The organism is Thalassobellus citreus (assembly GCF_044385915.1).
GTDB lineage: Bacteria > Bacteroidota > Bacteroidia > Flavobacteriales > Flavobacteriaceae > Thalassobellus > Thalassobellus citreus.
In genome coordinates this window covers 191,190-213,076 of the sequence record NZ_JBISCC010000125.1, presented here as the reverse complement: position 1 = coordinate 213,076, position 21,887 = coordinate 191,190, and the positions used below count along the sequence as shown (strand labels likewise).

The following is a 21,887-nucleotide window of genomic DNA, read 5'->3' as shown; positions in this document are numbered from 1 at the left end:
GCAAAGATACTATTTATAAGTTCAATAAAAATATATGATTAAATGGTTTTATTGAATATTATTAAAGAAACATCAATATATTTATAGCTTAAAATTAATTTTTATATGAAGAAAGCTTTAGTCTCTCTAATTATCCTTTTCTTTTTTTTTAATAAAATACAATCACAAGAAAATTTTTCGACTCAAGATTCAATTATAAATAAAATTGAAATCTTTATTTTAAATAATCAGTTAGATTCAGTTTTAAATGTAATTTCTCAACAAAAGAAAACTCCTTATATAGAAAGTTTAAATAGAATTTATAAAAATGAAAATCCTTCATATATAGATTATTATGAGTTTATTTCAAGTTTAGGGAATAGGCATGAAGTTGATTATATTGATGTTTCAAATTATATAAATTCTAATATAAATCCACCTGAAGATAAAGATTATATTGATTTAGATTATGTAAATATTAAATGGCTACAAGTTTCAAAGCTAAGAGATGAAGCTTCTATAGGAGAAGCAAGTAATGAACAAGAGAAATTAGAGGCTTATATTTCTCAATTCGATAAAAACGATACTAATACTATTAAAGCTCAATTATTAGTAAGTACACATCAAATGGTGATGTATCAAATTGAGGAGAATGTTGAAAAGGGGAAAAAGTTATGTCTTAAAAATTTAGAAAAGGCAAAAGAGCTTGGAGATGGTAGATTAAGAATCATTTTTTTATATCATTTATGCGATTTTTATATTTTGGAAAGAAAGCTTGATGAATATATTGATGCTAGCGAACAGAGCTTAGGTATTGAGAAACAGTTAATAAATAAAAGTGATTATTATATTGGGACTATTATGCATTTAGTAGATGCTTATATTTATAAAGGAGGTTATGAAAATAGAGTTGATGAATTATTGAATTTACTTTATGGAAATCCAGAAACAAAAGTAGATAGCTATTGTTATTACGCAAAATATATAAGTGTTTTAAACATCGATTCGCCGAAAGTTAAGTTGATTTTTAATCAGTTTGAAGTATCTAATGTATTAGAGTTTTGTGAAAAAATTAAGCGAGAAGCCAAGGAAGTGTTAAACCCTAATGATTTTTTTCATGTCTTAAATGAATCTTCAAAGGCATTGGCTTTATATGGGTTTTACGATGAAGCATTAAAATATAAAAATGAGTGTGTTACATTAACACGTAAAATATATTCACAAGATTTATCTCAATCATTATCAAGTTTTGAAACAAAACAAGCCATAAAAGAAAAAGAATTAGAGATTGAACAAGCAAATAAACTATCAAAACTCTATGTTATTATTATATCCTTAATAGTTTCATTATTATTAATTGTATTTGTTTTCTTATTAAGGAAGCAAAAGCAGTCTAAAGTTTTAGAATTAAAAAACAATCAAATTAATAAGGCAATAAAAGAGAAAGAGTTACTTGTTAAAGAAGTACACCATCGTGTTAAAAATAATTTTCAAATTATAGCAAGTTTATTAGAACTTCAGGCAAAAGGTCTTGAAGATGAAAAAGCTTTAGCTTTTGCAAATGAAAGTAAGAGTAGATTAAAATCGATGGCGTTAATTCACAAAAAACTTTATCATGGTGAAGATGGTTTAATAAATTTTGAAAAGTATATTAAAATGTTAGTAAAAGAAATTTCTTCAGTATATGTATTAAATAAGAATGTCGATACTCATATTTTTGTAAATAATGTGTTTTTTGATATTGATACAGCTATTCCATTGGGTTTAATTGTTAACGAATTAATTACTAACGCTTATAAGTACGCTTTTATAGATGGTTTAAAAGGTCGATTAGATATTTCTATAAAAAGAGTTGATAAAGAAAACTACAAGCTTATAGTATCAGATAATGGTTCAGGTATTCCAGATGATTTTAATATTAATGAAGCTAAAAGTTTTGGGCTTAATTTAGTAACCCGTTTGGTAAAACAACTTAGAGGAAAGTTGTTCTTTAACAACAATGATGGTGCTAATTTCGAAATTATTTTTAAAGACGTACAAGCAAGAAAAGTTATTGATTAATAATAAAGAATCATGAGTGAAATTAAAGTATTAGTAGTAGAAGACGAGATTATAATTGCAGATAATATTTGCGATACACTTAACGATTTAGGTTTTGAAGCTTTAGAACCAGCAATGAGTTATACTGAAGCTATTACTTTAATTGAAATAGAGAAGCCTGATATAGCTATTTTAGACATACAACTTTCAGGTAAAAAGACGGGTATTGATCTAGCCGAAAAAATGAACAACGATTTTAATTTACCATTTATATTTTTAACTTCAAATGCAGATAAAGTTACTTTAAATGAAGCAAAAAAAGTAATGCCTCCTGCTTATTTAATAAAACCTTTTTCTAAAGAAGAGCTATATACTACCGTTGAGATTGTATATAATAATTTTTTAATGAAGAATGAGAAAACTAAAAGTAATAAACAAGTTGTAGAAAATGCATTGTTTATTAAAGAACGAGGTGCTATGGTAAAATTATCGTTTGATGAGATTCTTTATTTAAAAAGTTCTCACGTGTATATAGAAATTGTTCTAAAAAATAAAAGAACACATTTGGTACGAGGTAGTTTAAATGAAATTATTAATAAGCTTAATGATAAATTTATTCAAGTACACCGTAGTTATATAGTCAATATTGATTTTCTACAAAAAGTAGATAATAACTCATTAGTTATTTATGATGTAATTATCCCTCTAAGTAAAAAGTATAAGGAGTCTGTTTATCAAAATATAAATGTGATTACTTCTTCAAAGTAGCCTAAAAGTTAATTTAAAATCTTCATTTATTTGTTTCAGAACATTTTTATAAGCGTTCAGAACAATTACGTCTTAATTTGTGTTTAAATATTTATTTTTATCGACGAAATACAAAAAACGAATGATGAAATTCGTTTTATTTCGATAAAATACATTTTTAGTATGATGTTATGATAAGGTGTTGCTTTGTATGTTAATCACAATAATTCATAATAATTACTAGGTTTGCCTCAGACTTTTTTTGATTGAAGAAGTCAACTGTAAATTGCATTATTAAGTAATAAATAAGTTTAATTGCTATTATAAACAACTCTCAAAAATGAATAAAACTTACTCGATAATTTTTATTAAAAAAGAACCATGATTTAGTTATTTATAATTTTAACTAATCAATAACCTAAATCAATAAATTACTTTACTTAAAGTATTATGAAAACTTTAATACATTTTTCACTCTCTATTTACACAAATTACAAATTATTATTTATGAAAAAAACTATTTTTTCTTTGTTAGTCTTTTTATTACTGTTTTTCAGTATTAATACTTATGCTCAAACTGATATTTCAGGAGTTGTAAATTCGTATACTGCTGTAACAAGTATTAGTTCGCCTATTTGTGGACCTTGTCAATTAGATTGCGCACCAGATATAACAGTGGTTGATGCTACTAATTTTTTACCAGGAGATAAAGCTCTTATTATACAAATGAAAGGTGCTTCTATTGATATTAGTAATTCAGCATCTGGAGGTAGTATAACGTCAATAAATAATGCTGGTAATTATGAATTTTTCGAAATAGGTAGTGTTGTTGGGAATGTAGTAACACCATTGTATCCTTTAGTTAGATCTTATACAGCTTCTGGAAAAATACAAATAGTTAGAATACCTAATTATGATACTGCCAATATTGTTGGAACTTTAACAGCGGCAGAATGGGATGATGCAACAGGAACAGGAGGGGTTTTGGCTTTAACAGCTAATAAAGTAATTTTTAATGCAGATATAGATGTTAATGGAAAAGGATTTGTAGGTGTTGGTATGCCCAATAATGGGACGCCAGATAATTGTTCTGTTAATCCAAATGCTCAGTTTGTATTGCCAAATGGTAATAATTCATCTTATGTAAGAGGAGAAGGTATTGCTTTGTATGATATAGCAACAGATAGAGGTAGAGCTCCAAGAGCAAATGGCGGAGGATCTGGTGTTTCTGGAGATTCTGGAGGTGGAGGAGGTTCCAACTATGGGGCTGGAGGCGAAGGAGGAAAGCGTTGGTGCGATACAAATGGAGCTAATGCTGGTGGTATTGGAGGTTATTCAATGACACCTTATCTTAGTCAGGATAAAGCCTTTTTAGGAGGTGCCGGAGGTCCTGGATTTGTTACAACAGGTAATCCGTCTTCTGCAGCCGATGGAGGTGGTATCGTTATTATCTTTGCCGAAGAAATTACAGGAAATGGGCATTTCATTAATGCTGAAGGGTTTTCTCCTTCAGCTGTAATTCCAGTTGGTGCACCAGATGGTGGAGGTGGAGGAGGAGCAGGTGGCTCTGTAGTATTAAAAGTAAAGACATATACTAGTAATTTAACTGTAAATGTTAAAGGGGGAGACGGACAAGATTTAAACACAGCAAGTATACATGGCCCAGGTGGAGGTGGTGGAGGTGGTGTGTTGCTTTACTCTAAAGCTTCATTACCAGCTAATTTAACACTTATTAATTCTGGCGGTATTGGAGGAGAACATACTACAGCAGAGCGCAATGGATCACAAGATGGAGGAAATGGTGGTGCTGTTTCATTATATGTTGCAATTGAGAATCCTAATTATGATGGGAATATAGATGATGATGGAGTTGATATAGATTGTGATTTGGATGATGATAATGATGGTATTCTAGATACAGTAGAGTATGCTTCAGGTTTGCCTGATCCTTTAGGCGATTTAGATGGAGATAATACACCTAATTATTTTGATCCGGATGCTCCTGGTTTTGTTGATACTAATGGAGATGGTTTTGATGATAGATATGATTTAGATCAAGATGGTATTTTAAATCAGTTTGATACAGACTCAGATGGTGATGGTTGTTCAGATGTAGATGAAGTTTATGGTTCAGGAACAGATACTGATGGTAATGGAAAATATGGTTCTGGTTTACAAACCGTTGATGGAAATGGATTAGTAATAGCAGCAGGAGTTACAGGTTCTGCTTATAATAATTTACCAGTTGATTTAGATAACAATAGTGTTGATGATTTTTTACAACCTAGTATTGCGTTATTAGGAATTACAACTCAACCAAGTAATAACTTGTTAGTTGCTGATGCATCTACGCAAACATATACGGTATTAGCTAATACTACTGGCACAGGAACCCCAATTAATTATCAATGGCAAGAAAATTCGGGTTCTGGGTTCTCTAATATTACTAACGGAGGTATTTATAGTGGAGCTACTACAGCTACACTTACACTAACAGGAGTTAGTGTAAGTGTTGAAGGAAATTCATATAGAGTTATTCTAACAACACCTTCTTATGTTTGTGATGGTGATAATACATCGTCTTCTGCTTTATTGACAATAAATGATACACCATCCGCTCAAGATGATACAATTACTGGCATAAATGAAGATAGTACTAATAATTCTATTGATGTATTAGCAAATAATGGTAATGGTGTGGATAGTTTTGGTAATGACGGGCCTAATAATGGGGCAATAAGTTTACCAAGCGGTACAACAGGACAAGGAGGTACTGTAACAGTAAATAATAATAGTACGCCTAATAATCCAACTGATGATACAATTAATTATACACCAGCTTCAAGCTTTGTTGGTAATGATACTTTTAATTACACAATCACAGATTTAGATGGACAAACATCAACCGCGACAGTAACTATTACAGTAACAGATGAAGGGAATCCAACAGCAGTTGATAATACAGCTAGTACCACAGAAGATACATTAGTAACAACAGTAAATGTACTAACGAATGATACTGTAATTGATGGCGCAACCATTACAAGTTTTGAATCGTCAAGTACCAATGGCGGGACAGTAACGAGCAATAACGATGGCACATTTGATTATACCCCAGCAACAGGTTTTGTAGGGACAGATACATTTGATTATACAATCTGTGATGACGATACACCAACAGCAAGTTGTTCAACCGCGACAGTAACAGTAACTGTTGCTTGTAGTTCTCTTGTAGATAGTGATGGTGATGGATTAACCGATTGTGAAGAAACAACAGGAATAGACGATCCGAGTACACCAAAAGTACCAGGAGATTATCCAGGACCATTTGATGCTAATGATGCTTGTTTACCAACAGGAGTTAATACGACCGATAGTGATGGTGATGGATTAACCGATTGTGAAGAAACGACAGGAATTGATGATTCATCAACGACACCAGTACCAACCGGAACAACCGATCCTGATGATGCTTGTGATCCAATAACAACAGATTGTCAAGCGACAATAAAAGTAACTAAGAGAGCTGAATTCTCGGAAACAGATTTAGGAGATAGAATATATTATACTATTGAAGTAATGAATACAGGAGATGTTGTTTTAACAGATATTGTTTTAGTAGATACATTCATAGATAATATTGGTAATACTCTTTCTTTAACTGATGAACCAACTTTTGATAGTGCAGATCAAGGAAGTCTTGAAGGAACACTTCTTATAGGAGAAACAGCAATTTATTCGGCTAGCTTTATAATAACTCAGCAAGCAATAAATGCAGGAGGAGTAAGTAATAGTGTTGTAGTAACAGCGTCAACTAGATTATTAGGTACAGTTAGCGATACAAGTGATAACGGTGATGATTTTGACGGTAACACAGAAGATGACGCAACAGTAACTGAACTAAAAGAAGAAGACTGTTTAACAGTAATTAACGAGTTCTCACCAAATGGAGATGGATACGGAGATACTTTAATTATCAATTGTATAGACAATTATCCAAATAATAAATTTGAAGTTTATAACCGTTGGGGTAATAAAGTTTACGAAAAGAGAGGTTATAACAGTAGTGATGAGTGGGATGGAAGGTCTAATGGAAGAGCAACAGTTAATAGCTCAGAAGTCTTACCAGTAGGAACATATTACTACGTTTTAGATTATGGAGACGGCTCTAAACCTAAGGTAGGCTGGTTATACATAAATAAATAATATAAAGTAAACAACTAAAAAAGATTAAAAAAATGATACAAAAAACATCATTAATAAAAGGTTTAATTTTAGTAGTGTTTACTGCACTATTAAGTTTAAATGTAGAAGCTCAACAAGATCCGCAGTACACACAATACATGTATAATACCATGAGTGTAAATGCGGCTTACGCTGGACAAAGAGATGTGTTAAGTGCTTCGGTATTATATAGAACCCAATGGGTGGGTATGGATGGAGCTCCAAAAACGATAACGTTTGGTATTCATTCTCCATTAAGAAATGAAAGAATTGGTTTAGGTTTAAATATTGTTAGCGATCAATTAGGGCCTGCAGAAGAAACTAGTGTAGACGCTAATGTATCTTACTCTTTACCTATTAGTGAATCGGGTGATTTGAAACTATCTTTTGGTGTTAAAGGAGGATTTCACCTTTTAGATACTGATTGGAGTAAAGGTCGTTTTAATGAAAATGATGGTTTATTTAATAATGGAAACAATGTGAATTTAATATCTCCAACCATTGGACTTGGTTTGTATTTACATTCAGAGAAATGGTATTTAGGAGCTTCAGTTCCAAATATGCTAACCTCAGAGCATTATGACGATTTTAAAGAATCTATTGCTACTGAAAGTTTACACTACTTTTTAATAGGTGGTTATGTGTTTAATTTAAGTGATAACACAAAATTAAAGCCAGCCTTTTTAGTAAAAGGAGTTTCAGGAGCGCCAGTAATAGCAGATCTTTCAGCTAATGCATTATTTAATGATAAATTCACTTTAGGCTTAGCATACAGATGGGATGATTCTGTAAGTGGTTTAGCTGGATTTCAAATTAATCCAGGACTATTTATAGGTTATGCTTATGATGCAACGACTACAGGATTGAATAATTACAATAGTGGCACACACGAAATTATGCTACGATTTGAGTTACAACAAATAGGTAAGATTTTATCACCAAGATTTTTCTAAAGAAAGCAGATATGAAAAAAAGAATATACATAGTATTTATATTAAGCCTTTTAATTTTTAATACTGCCTTTTCGCAAAAGGCAAAAATTAAAAACGCAGTAAAGCAATATGAAAAGTTATCATATGCTAATTCTAAAGAAGAACTTTTAGGTTTAGCAAATCAAGAGAATGTATCATTTGAGATTTTAGAAAATTTAGCAAATTCATATTATTATAATAATGAAATGAAAGATGCTTCAAAGTGGTATAAAAAGTTACTAAAGCTAAATCCAGAAACAGCATCCGAAAATTATTTTAGATATGCTCATGCATTAAAAGCTGAGAAGAAATATGAAGAGGCAGATAAGGTTTTACAAAGATTTTCTGCAATTAATTCAAATGATTATAGAGCTAAAGAATTTTTAAGCAATACAGACTATCTTAATAAGTTAAACGAATTGTCTCAAGACTTCGAATTGAATAATTTAGATATTAATACAGCATTATCAGATTTTGGAACTTCAGTATTTAATGAAAAATTAATTTTTGCATCTTCAAGAGATAAAAAAGGGAAAATTTATAAATGGAACGGGCAACCATTTTTAAATTTATTTGAGAAAGATTCTATTGGGAATATCACCGAAATTGGAGGAGATATTAATACAAAGTACCACGAATCATCTACCGCTTTTACAAAAGATGGTAATACTGTTTATTTTACAAGAAATAATTATTTAAACGGTAAGTTTGAAAAAAATAGTGATGGTTTTCACACTTTAAAAATTTATAAAGCATCATTGATTAATGGAGAATGGAAGAATATTGAGGCATTATCTTTTAATAGTGATGAATATAATGTTGCACACCCAGCATTAAGTGTTGATGGTGATAAACTCTATTTTGCATCAGATATGCCAGGAACAATTGGAGGTTCTGATATTTTTGTTGTAGAAATTAATGAAGCTGGTACTTATGGGGAGCCAGTAAATTTAGGTGATAAAATAAATACTGAAGGGAAAGAGAATTTTCCTTTTGTAAGCGATAAAGGAATACTTTACTTTTCATCAAATGGCCATTTAGGTTTAGGTGGTTTAGATGTTTTTAAAATAGAAATTAACAAAATTGGTAAATCAGAAACTATTCAAAACTTAGGAAGCCCAATTAATAGTTCAAATGACGATTTTGGATTCATCGTAAATGAAGTATCTCGTCAAGGTTACATTTCTTCTAATAGGGCAGGAGGAAAAGGAGATGATGATATTTACAGTTTTGTTTTGCCAGAAGATTCTAAGAATATTTCAGGAGTTGTAATAGATAAAGATACTCAAGAGGTTATTTCAAACGCTAATATTTTTGTTAATGATTCAGATAATAAAATAATAGAGACTTTAAAGACTGATGATTCTGGAAAATTTAAGTTTAAATTAAAGTGTAATGACGATACATATTTAATTGAAGCTAAGAAAGAAGGTTATAAAGATGATTTCATAGACTTTTCTATAAATACACGAGAAGCCATTGCTTTGAAGCTTGAATTGAAAAAGAAGCCAGAAGCAGCAGTTGTTGGTACAGATTTGTTTAAGTTACTGAATTTAAATCCTATTTATTTTGATTATGATAAATCTGATATAAGACCAGATGCTGAAATAGAATTACAAAAAATTATTGATTACCTGAAACAGTTTCCTAATGTAAAAGTAGATGTGCGTTCACATACAGATTCAAGAGGTAGAGATGCTTATAATCTTACTTTATCTAGTAGAAGAAATAAATCAACTAAAGCATATGTAATTAATAAAGGAGGTATTGAAGCCAATAGAATAACAGGTAAAGGTTATGGTGAAACTCAACTAACCAACAAATGTTCAAACGGTGTTAAATGCTCAAAAGAAGAACATCAAGCTAATAGAAGAAGTGAATTTATAGTGGTGGCTAATTAATAGTTCCCATAATTATATTTTAAAAAGAGCATTCATATTTATGAATGCTCTTTTTAATTTTATGAAAACATAAACAGTTTTTATAAAATTAGTTGGTATTTTTGCTTTGCTATGGAAGAAGAAAAAGTAATTCTAGTTAATGAGAATAATGAACAAATAGGCTTAATGCCAAAGATGGAAGCGCATGAAAAAGCGTTACTTCACCGTGCTTTCTCAGTTTTTGTTTTTAATAACAAGAATGAATTAATGCTACAACAACGTGCATCACATAAGTATCATTCTCCGTTGTTATGGACCAATACCTGTTGCAGCCATCAAAGAGATGGAGAAAGCAATATAGAGGCTGGTAAACGCCGTTTACAAGAAGAAATGGGCTTTGTGGTAGATTTAAAAGAATCTATATCCTTTATTTATAAAGCACCATTTGATAATGGTTTAACCGAGCATGAATACGATCACGTATTATTAGGATACTATACCGAGGAGCCTGTAATAAATGTAGACGAAGTTGCTAGTTGGAAATGGATGTCTATTGAAACGGTAAAAAAAGATATTTTAAATCAGCCTGAAATATATACGGAATGGTTTAAAATTATTTTCGATAAATTCTACGAACATATAAATATTTCAAAATGATAGTAACAGTTAGTAGAAAAGCACATTTTAATGCAGCACATAGATTGCATAGAAAAGATTGGAGTTTTGAAAAGAACGAAGAAATCTTTGGAGTGTGTAATAATCCTAACTATCACGGTCATAATTACGAATTAATAGCAAGTGTTACTGGAGAAATTGACCAAGAAACAGGTTATGTTATAGATATTAAGATTTTAAGAGAATTAATAAAAGCAGAAATTGAAGATGCTTTCGATCATAAAAACTTAAACTTAGATGTTCTGGAATTTAAAGATTTAAACCCAACAGCCGAAAATATAGCAGTTGTTATATATAATAAACTTAAACCTAAATTAGCGCCTCATTTAGAATTAGAAATAACGCTTTATGAAACGCCAAGAAATTTTGTAACCTATTCAGGAAAATAATATGTCAAACACATTGTATCCAATTAAATTTACACCCATTTTAAAAGATAAAATTTGGGGAGGACAAAAATTAAAAACATTACTTAATAAAAATAGCGATTTACCTAACATTGGTGAAAGTTGGGAAATTAGTGATGTTGAAGGAGATACTTCTGTAGTTTCTAATGGGAGTTTAAAAGGACAATCGTTAAAACAACTTTTAAAAACTTATGGAGCCGATTTAATTGGACTTCAAAATTATAGAATATTTAAAGATAAGTTCCCGCTTCTTATTAAGTTTATTGATGCTAAAGAAGATTTATCTATACAATTACATCCTAATGATGAGTTAGCTGCTAAAAGGCACAATTCGTTTGGTAAAACAGAGATGTGGTATACACTACAAGCCGATGAAGACGCTAATTTGATAGTTGGCTTTAATCAAGATATGACACCAGAATTATATTTAAAACATCTGGAAGATAAAACACTAACTCAAATTCTAAATTTCGATACAGTAAAAACAGGTGACACTTATTTTATTGAAGTAGGACGTGTACATGCTATTGGAGCAGGTGTTATGGTAGCTGAAATACAACAAACAAGCGATATAACATATAGGGTTTATGATTGGGATAGAGTAGATGATAATGGAAATGAACGTGAGTTACATAACGATTTAGCTATTGATGCTTTCGATTTTAATATGCCAGATAACTTTAGGGTTGCTTATGATAAAACTGAAAATCAATCTAATGAAATGGTAAGTTGTCCTTATTTTACAACTAATTATTTGAAAATTGATAGGTCGCTTCAAAAAGAAAATAATCACGATTCTTTTATTATTTATATGTGTGTAGAAGGTGATGCTGAAATTTCAGCTAACGGATTTAAAGAAACAATAAAAAAAGGAGAAACTATTTTACTTCCTGCTGCTATTGAGAATTATAATCTTAATTCTGAAAATGCAACTTTATTAGAAGTTTATGTGTAATTCAAACTTATTTTAATTCTCTCTATACTAGAGAACATATAATTTAATTAAGTACTTTTGTAAAAATTTAAAAATAGTAAAAATGGCAAATGTTAGAGATCTAAAAAAAGACATAAATTACGTTTTAGGCGATATTATAGAAGCAGTTTATATTTGGGAATATGCAAATACAGATAAGGACACAAAAGAAAGTGAAGGAATTATTGATGAAGCAATTGTGACTTTTGATGAATTAATTGCTAAAGTAAATGCAAAAACAGATAATGCAAAGGCGCACTTTAAAGCTATTAACCAAGAATTAGAAGCTAAAGGAACCGCATTAATTGAAAAAATTAATAAACTTGGATAATATTTTTTAACGGAATGCTTGTAGATATCATTTTAGATATTATATTTGCACCCGTTAATAAATTGCCGATGTAGCTCAGCTGGCTAGAGCAGCTGATTTGTAATCAGCAGGTCGTGGGTTCGAGTCCCTCCATCGGCTCAAAAAAACCTCACTTTTGTGAGGTTTTTTTATGCAAAATATTTAACGTTAGTAATTTATTTTAATTAAGTATTTCTAGGAAATACTCTATAAACACAAAAAGACCTTTAAATAAGGTCTTTTTGTGTAATAAGTTGTTAAGAGGAATATGCTATTATTTTTCTGAAGCTTTTATTTTATCAATAAACACTTGTAATTCTTTTCCATATTTAGACTCTTTCACTTTCTTTGATAAAGAATTATTGATAGTGTCTAACAAATTTACTTTAGCATCATATATTTCTGTTAGCGCTAAATAAGGTGCTACTTCGCTATTTTTATGGTTTAGTGCAAAGTTTACAGTAAATAAGTATCTTCTTTTAAGCATACTCTTTTGAATATTTTGTAAGCTATCTAGTTTAGGTTTATTATCGTCTTTTTTAGCATCAAAACCTTCTTTTATTAAATTTAAATTTTGATCTCTAAATCTAGACATCATTTTTTCGTATTCTTCAAGTGTTTTTTGTTGTGTAGATCCATTAATTTCTGCATCATAAACAAAGTTTTTTAATGTGGTATTTATTTCTGTTACACCTTTGTCTGCAAAAAAGGATATTCTATCATCTTCAGAGCTATTTTTATCAAGATATAAAAAGAATACTTCAGGAGATTCCAAATCACTATGTAATTCAAATTCAGACTGACCATTAATTACTAATGAGTCAACATTTGTTAGTGTTGTATCATTTGCTTTTTTTAGATAAATAGTACCTTTCTTTAATCCTTTTATTTGTCCTTTTACTGTTAGGTCATGTTGTTTTTCTCCACATGAAATTAGTATACAAGCAATAAATAATAATAGAGCGTTTTTCATTTCTAACTTTTATTTTTAATTAAGGCAAATATCTCACATTTATATTTTAAATACTAGTAGCTAATAATTAAATTATTTATTGTTAAATAAACAGGTGTAATTTCATTTTGGCACAAAAATTGATACATTATTATTAATTACATTCTACAAAAAAGTTTATTGTGTGGTTACTTTAAAACTTAAGAATTGTAATCCATATTTTTGGTTGGTTAGTTAGTAAAAAAGCACTCTTTTCAGGGTGCTTTTTTTGTTTTTACAAATAAGTTTTTGTGTGTTTTGTCGTTTAAACGATGTTTTTTGTCGATAAATGTTAAAATTATATGTATTTCATCGATTTTTAATGCTTTTTGGCGTTTTGTAATCTTTAATAGTTATATCTTTGGAGTGTACTAAATAACACACTTTTTAGTTCAATGGATTAATTAATTAATATTTGCATTATGTTGTTGGTATAGAGACCCTAAATCTACAATCATAATAAAAAAAGCAAATTGAAAGAAAACCGAGTTTGAGGGAACTCGGTTTTTTTATGCTTTATTTTAGCGTAAAATTATTTTATTTAAATTAGCTTATAAACTAATAAGCATCATGCGCTACTTTTTTACATCCTTATTGTTTTTTTATTGCTTTGTTTCGTTTGGGCAACTGCCAGATGGGTTTGTTTATGTAGAAGATGTTATACCAGATTTGAAAGTAGATCTAAGGTATAATACTTCAAATAACTTTGTAGGTAAGATTATTGAGGGGTATCAATCTAATAAACTCATCTTAACCAAGCAAACGGCTATGGCCTTAAGGGAAGTTCATGAAGAGTTACAGGATAATAATTTATGTTTAAAAGTTTATGATGGTTATAGACCGCAACAAGCTGTTAATCATTTTATACGTTGGGCAAAAGATTTAAATGATACTATTAATAAGTCTCTTTTTTATCCAGACGTTGCAAAGGAGAATCTTTTTAAAGAAGAATATATAGCTAGTAGGTCTGGGCATAGTAAAGGTAGTACGGTAGATTTAACTATTATTGATGGTAATACAGGCGAACCGATAGATATGGGTAGTGCTTATGATTTTTTTGGAGAAGCATCTTGGGTTAATTATAATAACATTACAGATGATCAGAAGGCGAATAGGCAATTGTTACAAAAAATCATGTCGAAATATGGATTTAGAAACTATCCAAAAGAATGGTGGCATTTTACTTTGAAAAACGAACCATTTCCTAATACTTATTTTGATTTTCCTGTAAAATAGCAAAACCTGTTCTCCATTAGAAAACAGGTTTTGTTGTTTTTAATTTGTAAATTTATTCTTTGTCTATTTTTTTTGTTAAAAAGAAACCAATTAGCAAACCTGTTCCTGCCATAAAGAAAATTGACCCAGGCATAGCTATATCAGAAGCAATGTTAAAGTTTTTCCATAATATCCCTCCAATTACGATACCTGCTCCAATTCCCATTAATAATAAGGCAAGATTTAGAATTATTACTTTCCAAATAGGAGCTGTATGCTCTTTTTTTTCTTTTACAAAAATATTAGCATCAGCTCCTTTTTCTATAAGAGCTAATCGTTCTTTGTTACGTGTAGAATAGTATAAATAAAATACTCCGAAAATTGAGCCAAATATAATACCAAAAATTACTGCTTCCATAATTATTTGTTTTTAATTGATTATTTTTAATATGTTCATAGCTTATGACGATAGGTCTTTTCTTTTGGTTACACTTTTTTTTATTTATTTTTTTTCAAAATTATGTAACCTTAAATATAATAAAGTCGTCTTACTTTTAAAATGACCACTAACGACCAACATTATATCAATTTAATTATTAGCGGAGAGACTAATGCATTTAATGTGTTGGTTGAACGTTATAAGGACTTGGTGTTTACATTAACCTTAAGAATGTTGAAGAATAGGGAGGAAGCAGAAGAAGTGTCTCAAGATACATTTATTAAGGTTTATAAATCATTACATAAGTTTAAAGGCGATTCTAAATTTTCTACATGGGTTTATAAAATTGCCTATCGTACTAGTTTAGATAGAATAAAGAAAAATAAAAAGTATTTAAATGATGTTGCTATTGATGAATTTACTGAGAATCAATTAAAAACCATCGATAATGCTTTAGATAATTTAGAGCATAAGGAGCGAGAGCAGGCTATTCAAGATTGTATTGATTTATTACCAAGTGATGATAGTTTTTTGTTAACTTTATATTATTTTGAAGACCAATCTTTAGAAGAGATTTCTATAACTATGGGGCTTACATCTAATAATATTAAAGTGAAATTGTTTAGAAGTAGAAAAAAGTTAGCGTCTATTTTAAAACAACGGTTAGAACCAGAAATAATTGAACATTATGAAAGAGGTAGATAAGCATTTAGAAAATTTAACTAAAAAAGTAATGAAGAATACGGGGTTAGAAAAACCGTCTTTTGATTTTACTACATCTGTTATGTCTCAAGTAGAAGCTTTAAAGAGCAGTACTACAGTATATAAACCTTTAATTTCAAAAACAGGTTGGATTTTTATTATAACATTGATTTTAGCTCTTACATTATATTTGATATTTGGAGTAGAAACTGAATCATCAAGTATATTTAGTGCTATAGATTTTAGTGTGTTTTCTAATAATAAAATAACAAATGCATTAACAAGTTATACAATGCCTAAAACAGTTATGTATGGTATTGTTCTTTTTGGAGTGATGTTTTCTATACAAATACCTTTACTTAAAAATCATTTTAATAAACGCTATGAATCATAAAGCTTGTAAAAGCTATATGGTCTAACATTCTAATAATCTAAACTAATACCAACGTTTCTTTTTCTTCTTAGAAGCTTCACTTTTACGACCTTTTCTGTGTTTGCTTTTTCCTGGTGTTTTATGAATTTCCTTTTTCGCTTTTGGATCTAAAGGGTAGGGATGATCTTCAATAACATCTAGTTGAATTTGAATGAGTTGTTGTATGCTTGTTACATACGCTTTTTCATCTGCAGAACAGAATGAATAAGAGTTTCCGTAGCTTCCTGCGCGACCTGTTCTACCTATTCTGTGTACATAGGTTTCTGGTACATTTGGTAAATCGAAATTAATAACAGCATCTAATTCATTTATATCAATACCACGTGCAGCAACATCGGTAGCTATTAAAATATTTACATTTTTGGCTTTGAAGTTTTTTAAAGCTTCTTGTCTTAAGTTTTGGCTTTTATCACCATGTAAACTTTCTACTTTGTAACTGTTTTTTAAAAGTGTTTGTTCTAGTTTTTCAACACCATATTTTGTGCGTCTAAAAATAAGAATACTGCCTTTTATAGTATTTCGTAATAGGTGTAAGCATAGTTCAATTTTGTTCTGTTTAGGAACGTAATACAATACCTGATTAATGTTTTTTGCTGTAGAAGAGTTTTGTGCAACTTCAACACGTTCTGGATCTTTTAAAATAGTATTGGCTAATTGTTCTACTTTATAAGGAATGGTTGCCGAAAACAATAATATCTGCTTCTCGTTGGAGCATAAACGTTCAATTTTTTTTACATCGTCTATAAATCCCATGTCTAGCATTAAATCGGCTTCATCTAAAACTAAGGTTTCTATATAATCAAGATTGATAATGTCTTGTTTGTGTAAATCAAGTAAACGTCCAGGGGTTGCAATCAAAATATCAACGCCTTTTTTTAAAACATCTATTTGAGGTTCTATTGCGGTTCCTCCAAAAATAACAGTAGTTCTTAAATTGGTATACGTACTATATTTTATGAAATTTTCATTTATTTGAACCGCTAACTCGCGCGTAGGACTAACAATTAAAGCTTTTATTTTTTTTCCTTTTTTAGACGCGTCTTGTTTGTCGAACAATAACTGCAAAATAGGAAGTGCAAAAGCAGCTGTTTTTCCTGTGCCTGTTTGAGCAGAAACAATTACATCTTTTTTATGTAATACCGAAGGAATTGTTTTTTCTTGAACCAAAGTTGGGTTATCATATCCAGCTTCAGCAATGGCTCTTAAAATAGGTCTGTTTAATTGTAAGTCTTTAAATGACATTTATAAGGTATTTGCAGCAAAGATATAACAAACCCAAGCTACTTTATAAAAGACTTTAATTTATCTCTTTTACTTTGTGGTAATGCGTCATTGTTTAAAATTGAAAGAATTAATTCTGAGCTTTTTTCTTTTGAAAAGAGTAAATTGAAAAACTGATACGTTGTAATGCTATTTTTTGCTTGTTCTATGAGTTTAAAGGTGTCGCCAGTTTTTACAAAACCTTCCTCTAAAACTCGAACGTAAGTTCCTGAAAAACTATGATCAATAAATTGCTTAAGCACATTTTGATTGCCAAACTTTACACCAAATTTAAAACAAGGCTCCCGTGGTTGTGTAATTTGTACTAATGCATCACCAACTTTATAAATGTCACCAATATATAGTTTCGTTTCATCTAAACCATCAACGGTTAAGTTTTCTCCAAACATACCCCAATTCCAATCTAAATTAGGATACAAGTTTTTCCAATAATTATATTGGTTTTCTGAAAACAGATAACAGGCTTTAAACTCGCCTCCATGATGTTTTCTATCAGTAACTTCATCGTTTTTAACATCACTCTTTCCTAGAAATATAGGGTTTGATGTTGGAGTTTTATAAATACCTGTGGTTACTTCTTTACCATTCCAAATAATAGTAGTTGGTTTTGCTATGTTGGTAGAAGTGATTTTCATAGTATTTTAAAATTAAAGTTTGTTAAACGAATATCGTTAATTTTTACTAATTTAATTTTCTTTAAACAAAAAACCACCTTGTTTTCACAAAGTGGCTTAATTTATAATTTTAATAATAATATTTTAGTTTACAGAAATAAGGTTTACATCAAAAATAAGAACCGAGCCTCCAGGAATGCCATTATAGTCACTATTACCATAGGCTAGATGAGCAGGAATTAATAGTTTGCCATTACCTCCTTCTTTAAAATAAGTGATGCCTTCTGTCCAACCAGAAATGACATTTTGTAAATTAAAAGAAACTCCTGCTGCATTGCTTTGATCAAAAACAGTTCCGTCAAGAAAATAACCTTTATAAGCAACAGTTACGTTATCGGTTTGTGTTGGTTGATTTTCAGAACCAAGTTCATCAATTATATAATATAATCCGGTACTGCTTTTTTCAGCTATCAAATCATTATCATTTAAATATGTTTGAATTTCTTCATCATTTTCAGTTTTGTAATTCACATATATAAGTTCAATATCAAAAATAATTACAGAGCCTGGAGGTATTTCTTCAGTTTTATTATCGCCATAAGCTAAATGAGCCGGAATTATAAGTTTTCCTTTGCCGCCTTCATTAAAATAGCTAAGCCCTTCTACTAGACCTGGGATAAGTTCTTGTAGAACAGGAAAAGATATACCATTTGTATTTTCGCTAAATACAGTTCCGTTAGTTAAGTATCCTTTTAAAGCAACTTTTACTCTATCTGATAATAGTGTAGGTTTATCTCCTGTGCCTTGTTCATCAATTATATAATATAAGCCCGAACTACTTTTTTGTGCAGCTAAATTATTAGAAGCTATATAAGCTTGAATTTCTTCGTCGTTTTCTGCTGAATAATCTTTAGGAGCGTCGTCTTTATTACAAGCAGTAAATAAAATTAGTGTAAATGCTATTAAAATGTTTTTCATAAATCTTTTTTCTAGCAAATATAATAGAAATTATAAGACATTATTTGCCTTCGTAAGGGCAGGATTGAAAATAGGTTTGCAGATTAAATTTTCTGTCTTCAAATGTATCTGCTAAAATTTTATAATGCTGTATTCTATCTATTCTAAACGCGCGATACTCGTTTCTTAAATGACACCAAGCCATAAGAATCCATTTGTAATTGGTGGAGTAGAAGGCATAGGGTTCTATTTTTCTAAAGGAAATATTTGGGTCGTCTGCTTTACGATAATTTATTTCTATATAATTAAAGTTTGTAATGGCTAGCTGTATTTCTGAAAGCGCATTACTAGAAATATTTTCATAATTATTATTGAATACATGAATCTTACTATCCAGCAATTCACTTTTCTCTTGGATAGAGGTTCTAAATACTGACTTTATTTTAGTTATAGCGTCCTTGAAATCTTCAACAAAAGATGCGTCTTGCGTTTGATTAACTAAATGTTGTGCAGTAATTAAGGCATTAGCTTGTTTTTCGGTAAATTGAACAGGAGCTACTTGGTAACCTTCCATAAGCGAATATCCTCTGCCTTCAATAGTAGTAACCGGTACACCGGCTTCTTCTAATTTTCTAATGTCTCTATATATCGTTCTGATGCTTACGTTAAACTTTTCAGAAAGCTCTGTAGCTGTTAAAAGTCGTTTAGATTTTAACAAGGTAAGTATGGATATGAGTCTCGATAATTGTGACATAATAACAAAGATAGCGAACCGCATTGAATTCGCTATCTATTCGTTTTTTGATTGTTGATTAGTTGATTTTTACATCCAAGAATGTAACGCTATTCTATTGCCTTCGGTATCTGTAAACTGAGCTATAAAACCATTTTCTCCAATATCTGTTTTTGGCATTAGTATTTTGCCACCAGCAGCTTCAACTTTGTTTAATGATACGTTTAAATTTTCGCCTCCGTTTAAATAAATAGTTGGTCCGTTGGTTGTAGGTATTTGATCTTCGGCTTCGATAAGACCACCGCCTACACCGTTATTGTCTTTGTCATAAGGGAATACGCCGTATTTTGTGTTTTGATCTGGCATATGATGATCGGTAATTTCAATATCTAAAATAGTACTGTAAAACCCTTTTGCTCTTTCGTAATTTTTTACAGGAATTTCAAACCAGTTGATTGCATTTTTCATTTTTTAAATTGATTTAATTGTTAAACTTGAATGCAAATTTATTCGCCTTTGTGACGAAATATGTCAGGGGTGTTTTTTAGTTTGAATTTTTTTTAATCTTTAATGAAGAAAGGTTTATTTAGATATGAGGTTGAGACTTTCGAATGTGCTCAAAGAGGTAAATTTTTTTTACTTTGAACTCATGTTATTCAATTTCCGTTCATTATTCAGAATAGTACTAACAGCCTGTTTATATTTAAACGGATTTGTTGCCTTTTTTATAGCTTTATAAGTCTTTTGAGGATTAGAACACGATTGTGAAAAGAATTCCCAAAAGCCCAACATTTTCATTTTAATAGGTGTAGGGCCAGAAAGATACTCGTCGTATTGTGTGTAAATGGTATTGTGGAATTCCTCAAAAATATCCCAACGGTTTTTAGGGTATTCGGTGGTATTGTTTTTTATCATTTGAGGTAAGAACGGGTCGGTAATTAATCCGCGACCAATCATAAAATGATCCAAACTCGGGAAACGTGCCTGCATGCTTTTAAAAGCCTCCACACTTGTAATGTCTCCGTTATAATATAATTTGTGTTTCGTGCTGGTAATACAACGTTCAAAAGCATCTAAATCTACAGGGCCTTTGTACAATTGCTTTCCTATTCGAGCATGAATGGCAATGTTTTTTAACGGATATGTATCTAAAATAGGGAAGACCTCCAAAATTTCTTCAGCATGCTCATAACCCATACGCATTTTCATAGACACCAAAATATCGGTTTCCTTGTGTGCGCGATCTAAAATAGTATTAATTTGTTTAGGATTACAAATTAACCCCGAACCCATGCCAGATTTAGCAACCATAGGGTATGGGCAACCTAAATTCCAATTTAATTCTTTGTACCCCAGGCTTTGCACATACTTGGCGACAAACAAAAACTCCTCGGCATTGTTGGTTATAATTTGTGGAATAACCTCTAATGTGGTGTTGTTTTCTGGAAGTAAATCGTTTTGATACGACGCTTTAATTTTGAACTTGCCATTGAGTCTAATATATGGCGAATAAAATGTATCAATACCTCCAAAATAATGATGGAACGCATTACGAAATCTAAAATCTGTGAACCCTTGTAATGGTGAAGAAAGTAATGTGAAACCCATGTATTATAAAAAAATGTGATTTTTTTTAATGCTTTTACTTTGTCCAAAGTTCTAATGCTTCAGCTGAATTATAGAAATCTACAATTTCTAGGTAGTCAATAAACATTCCAAATTCTTTTGATATTTGTCCTTCATATGAAGAAGCGATTTCTATTTTTATTGGGTTTACTCCATCGCTATCAAAAATTATAAATTTCATACCATGCAACCATTGGTTGAAACGGTAATTATTGATTCTTTTTACTTTGCCATTGGCTATAAGGAAAAAACCATCAGACATTTCATCCTGTGTTTTCATAAAAGCATTCATTACATATTTTCCCTTTGGTAGTGTAATTTCGGTGGTAGCCATAGCCTCTTCCGATAAAAGTTTTATTACTTTATCTCCACTTTTTCCTTCTTCACTATATATTTTAGCGTCAGATAACATCATATCTTCAGCTTCAATTAAAATTTTGTATGGTTTTTTTGTGTTTAATTTTTCTGATTTCTTTTCATGATTAGAGCATGAAAATAAAGTCAATACTATTAAAACTAAAAGAGACTGAATTAATGTTTTTGTAGAGTTAATCATTATATTTTCTATGTTAAGTTTTCTGTTAAGACAAAAATAGTATTTCTGTTTTTGTTTTAATCATTTAAGTTTTATTTGTTTTTAAGGCTAGCAGT

21 protein-coding genes and 1 tRNA gene are annotated in these 21,887 nt (G+C 30.2%); 13 read left to right on the top strand and 9 right to left on the bottom strand.

The features are described from left to right. The first annotated feature begins 105 nt into the window (after positions 1-105). The 10 genes from ACH5TX_RS11340 (at position 106) to ACH5TX_RS11295 (ending at position 12,365) form a co-directional block, all read left to right on the top strand. A complete protein-coding gene (locus ACH5TX_RS11340; protein ID WP_439339620.1) occupies positions 106-2,040 on the top strand; it encodes a sensor histidine kinase in 1,935 nt (644 codons plus the stop codon). Positions 2,041-2,052: 12 nt separating this feature from the next. Then, positions 2,053-2,787, top strand: coding sequence for a LytR/AlgR family response regulator transcription factor (locus ACH5TX_RS11335; RefSeq protein WP_439339619.1), 735 nt, complete (start codon positions 2,053-2,055; stop codon positions 2,785-2,787). Between the two features lie 486 nt (positions 2,788-3,273). Continuing rightward, a complete protein-coding gene (locus ACH5TX_RS11330) occupies positions 3,274-6,972 on the top strand; it encodes a T9SS type B sorting domain-containing protein (RefSeq protein ID WP_439339618.1) in 3,699 nt (1,232 codons plus the stop codon). A 32-nt stretch (positions 6,973-7,004) separates the two neighbouring features. Further along, the gene (locus ACH5TX_RS11325) at positions 7,005-7,943 is read left to right on the top strand and encodes a PorP/SprF family type IX secretion system membrane protein (RefSeq protein WP_439339617.1); all 939 of its coding nucleotides are present in this window, start codon (positions 7,005-7,007) and stop codon (positions 7,941-7,943) included. An 11-nt stretch (positions 7,944-7,954) separates the two neighbouring features. Then, the gene (locus tag ACH5TX_RS11320; protein ID WP_439339616.1) at positions 7,955-9,862 is read left to right on the top strand and encodes an OmpA family protein; all 1,908 of its coding nucleotides are present in this window, start codon (positions 7,955-7,957) and stop codon (positions 9,860-9,862) included. A gap of 111 nt (positions 9,863-9,973) precedes the next feature. Beyond that, positions 9,974-10,498, top strand: coding sequence for an isopentenyl-diphosphate Delta-isomerase (idi, locus tag ACH5TX_RS11315; RefSeq protein ID WP_439339615.1), 525 nt, complete (start codon positions 9,974-9,976; stop codon positions 10,496-10,498). Continuing rightward, positions 10,495-10,905, top strand: a complete 411-nt coding sequence (locus ACH5TX_RS11310) for a 6-pyruvoyl trahydropterin synthase family protein (protein ID WP_439339614.1) — start codon at positions 10,495-10,497, stop codon at positions 10,903-10,905. Before idi ends, ACH5TX_RS11310 begins: the two co-directional genes overlap by 4 nt. Position 10,906: 1 nt before the next feature. Beyond that, complete coding sequence (locus tag ACH5TX_RS11305; protein ID WP_439339613.1) at positions 10,907-11,878, top strand: type I phosphomannose isomerase catalytic subunit; 972 nt, start codon at positions 10,907-10,909, stop codon at positions 11,876-11,878. A gap of 82 nt (positions 11,879-11,960) precedes the next feature. Beyond that, the gene (locus tag ACH5TX_RS11300) at positions 11,961-12,227 is read left to right on the top strand and encodes a hypothetical protein (RefSeq protein ID WP_439339612.1); all 267 of its coding nucleotides are present in this window, start codon (positions 11,961-11,963) and stop codon (positions 12,225-12,227) included. Positions 12,228-12,291: 64 nt separating this feature from the next. Beyond that, positions 12,292-12,365: transfer RNA gene (locus ACH5TX_RS11295), tRNA-Thr, on the top strand. Positions 12,366-12,519: 154 nt separating this feature from the next. On the opposite strand, the gene ACH5TX_RS11290 is transcribed toward ACH5TX_RS11295, so the two are convergent. Then, complete coding sequence (locus ACH5TX_RS11290) at positions 12,520-13,218, bottom strand: DUF4369 domain-containing protein (protein WP_439339611.1); 699 nt, start codon at positions 13,216-13,218, stop codon at positions 12,520-12,522. A 588-nt stretch (positions 13,219-13,806) separates the two neighbouring features. On the opposite strand from ACH5TX_RS11290, the gene ACH5TX_RS11285 reads away from it, so the two are divergent. Further along, on the top strand, positions 13,807-14,472 hold the full coding sequence (locus ACH5TX_RS11285; RefSeq protein ID WP_439339610.1) for a M15 family metallopeptidase: 666 nt from the start codon (positions 13,807-13,809) through the stop codon (positions 14,470-14,472). Between the two features lie 52 nt (positions 14,473-14,524). Here the strand turns inward: ACH5TX_RS11285 and ACH5TX_RS11280 are convergent, their stop codons facing one another. Next, complete coding sequence (locus ACH5TX_RS11280; RefSeq protein ID WP_439339609.1) at positions 14,525-14,869, bottom strand: DUF6249 domain-containing protein; 345 nt, start codon at positions 14,867-14,869, stop codon at positions 14,525-14,527. A 141-nt stretch (positions 14,870-15,010) separates the two neighbouring features. On the opposite strand from ACH5TX_RS11280, the gene ACH5TX_RS11275 reads away from it, so the two are divergent. Continuing rightward, on the top strand, positions 15,011-15,595 hold the full coding sequence (locus tag ACH5TX_RS11275) for an RNA polymerase sigma factor (RefSeq protein WP_439339608.1): 585 nt from the start codon (positions 15,011-15,013) through the stop codon (positions 15,593-15,595). Next, positions 15,579-15,986: a hypothetical protein gene (locus tag ACH5TX_RS11270; protein ID WP_439339607.1), complete on the top strand. Its 408-nt coding sequence runs from the start codon at positions 15,579-15,581 to the stop codon at positions 15,984-15,986. Before ACH5TX_RS11275 ends, ACH5TX_RS11270 begins: the two co-directional genes overlap by 17 nt. 42 nt (positions 15,987-16,028) lie before the next feature. Here ACH5TX_RS11270 and ACH5TX_RS11265 read toward each other — a convergent pair whose 3' ends face one another. The 7 genes from ACH5TX_RS11265 to ACH5TX_RS11235 form a co-directional block, all read right to left on the bottom strand. Then, positions 16,029-17,267 carry a DEAD/DEAH box helicase gene (locus ACH5TX_RS11265; RefSeq protein WP_439339606.1) on the bottom strand — a complete coding sequence of 413 codons (1,239 nt, stop codon included), beginning with the start codon at positions 17,265-17,267 and terminating at the stop codon, positions 16,029-16,031. A gap of 38 nt (positions 17,268-17,305) precedes the next feature. Then, positions 17,306-17,941 (bottom strand): MOSC domain-containing protein, encoded by a 636-nt coding sequence (locus tag ACH5TX_RS11260; RefSeq protein WP_439339605.1) that lies wholly within the window; start codon positions 17,939-17,941, stop codon positions 17,306-17,308. 123 nt (positions 17,942-18,064) lie between these two features. Further along, entirely contained in the window at positions 18,065-18,898 is an 834-nt protein-coding gene (locus ACH5TX_RS11255; protein ID WP_439339604.1) for an FKBP-type peptidyl-prolyl cis-trans isomerase, read from the bottom strand. Positions 18,899-18,938: 40 nt separating this feature from the next. Next, positions 18,939-19,631 carry a helix-turn-helix transcriptional regulator gene (locus ACH5TX_RS11250; protein ID WP_439339603.1) on the bottom strand — a complete coding sequence of 231 codons (693 nt, stop codon included), beginning with the start codon at positions 19,629-19,631 and terminating at the stop codon, positions 18,939-18,941. Between the two features lie 69 nt (positions 19,632-19,700). Continuing rightward, positions 19,701-20,078: a VOC family protein gene (locus tag ACH5TX_RS11245; protein ID WP_439339602.1), complete on the bottom strand. Its 378-nt coding sequence runs from the start codon at positions 20,076-20,078 to the stop codon at positions 19,701-19,703. 168 nt (positions 20,079-20,246) lie between these two features. After that, complete coding sequence (locus tag ACH5TX_RS11240; protein ID WP_439339601.1) at positions 20,247-21,218, bottom strand: tRNA dihydrouridine synthase; 972 nt, start codon at positions 21,216-21,218, stop codon at positions 20,247-20,249. Between the two features lie 34 nt (positions 21,219-21,252). After that, a complete protein-coding gene (locus ACH5TX_RS11235) occupies positions 21,253-21,792 on the bottom strand; it encodes a hypothetical protein (protein WP_439339600.1) in 540 nt (179 codons plus the stop codon). Positions 21,793-21,887: the final 95 nt, after the last annotated feature.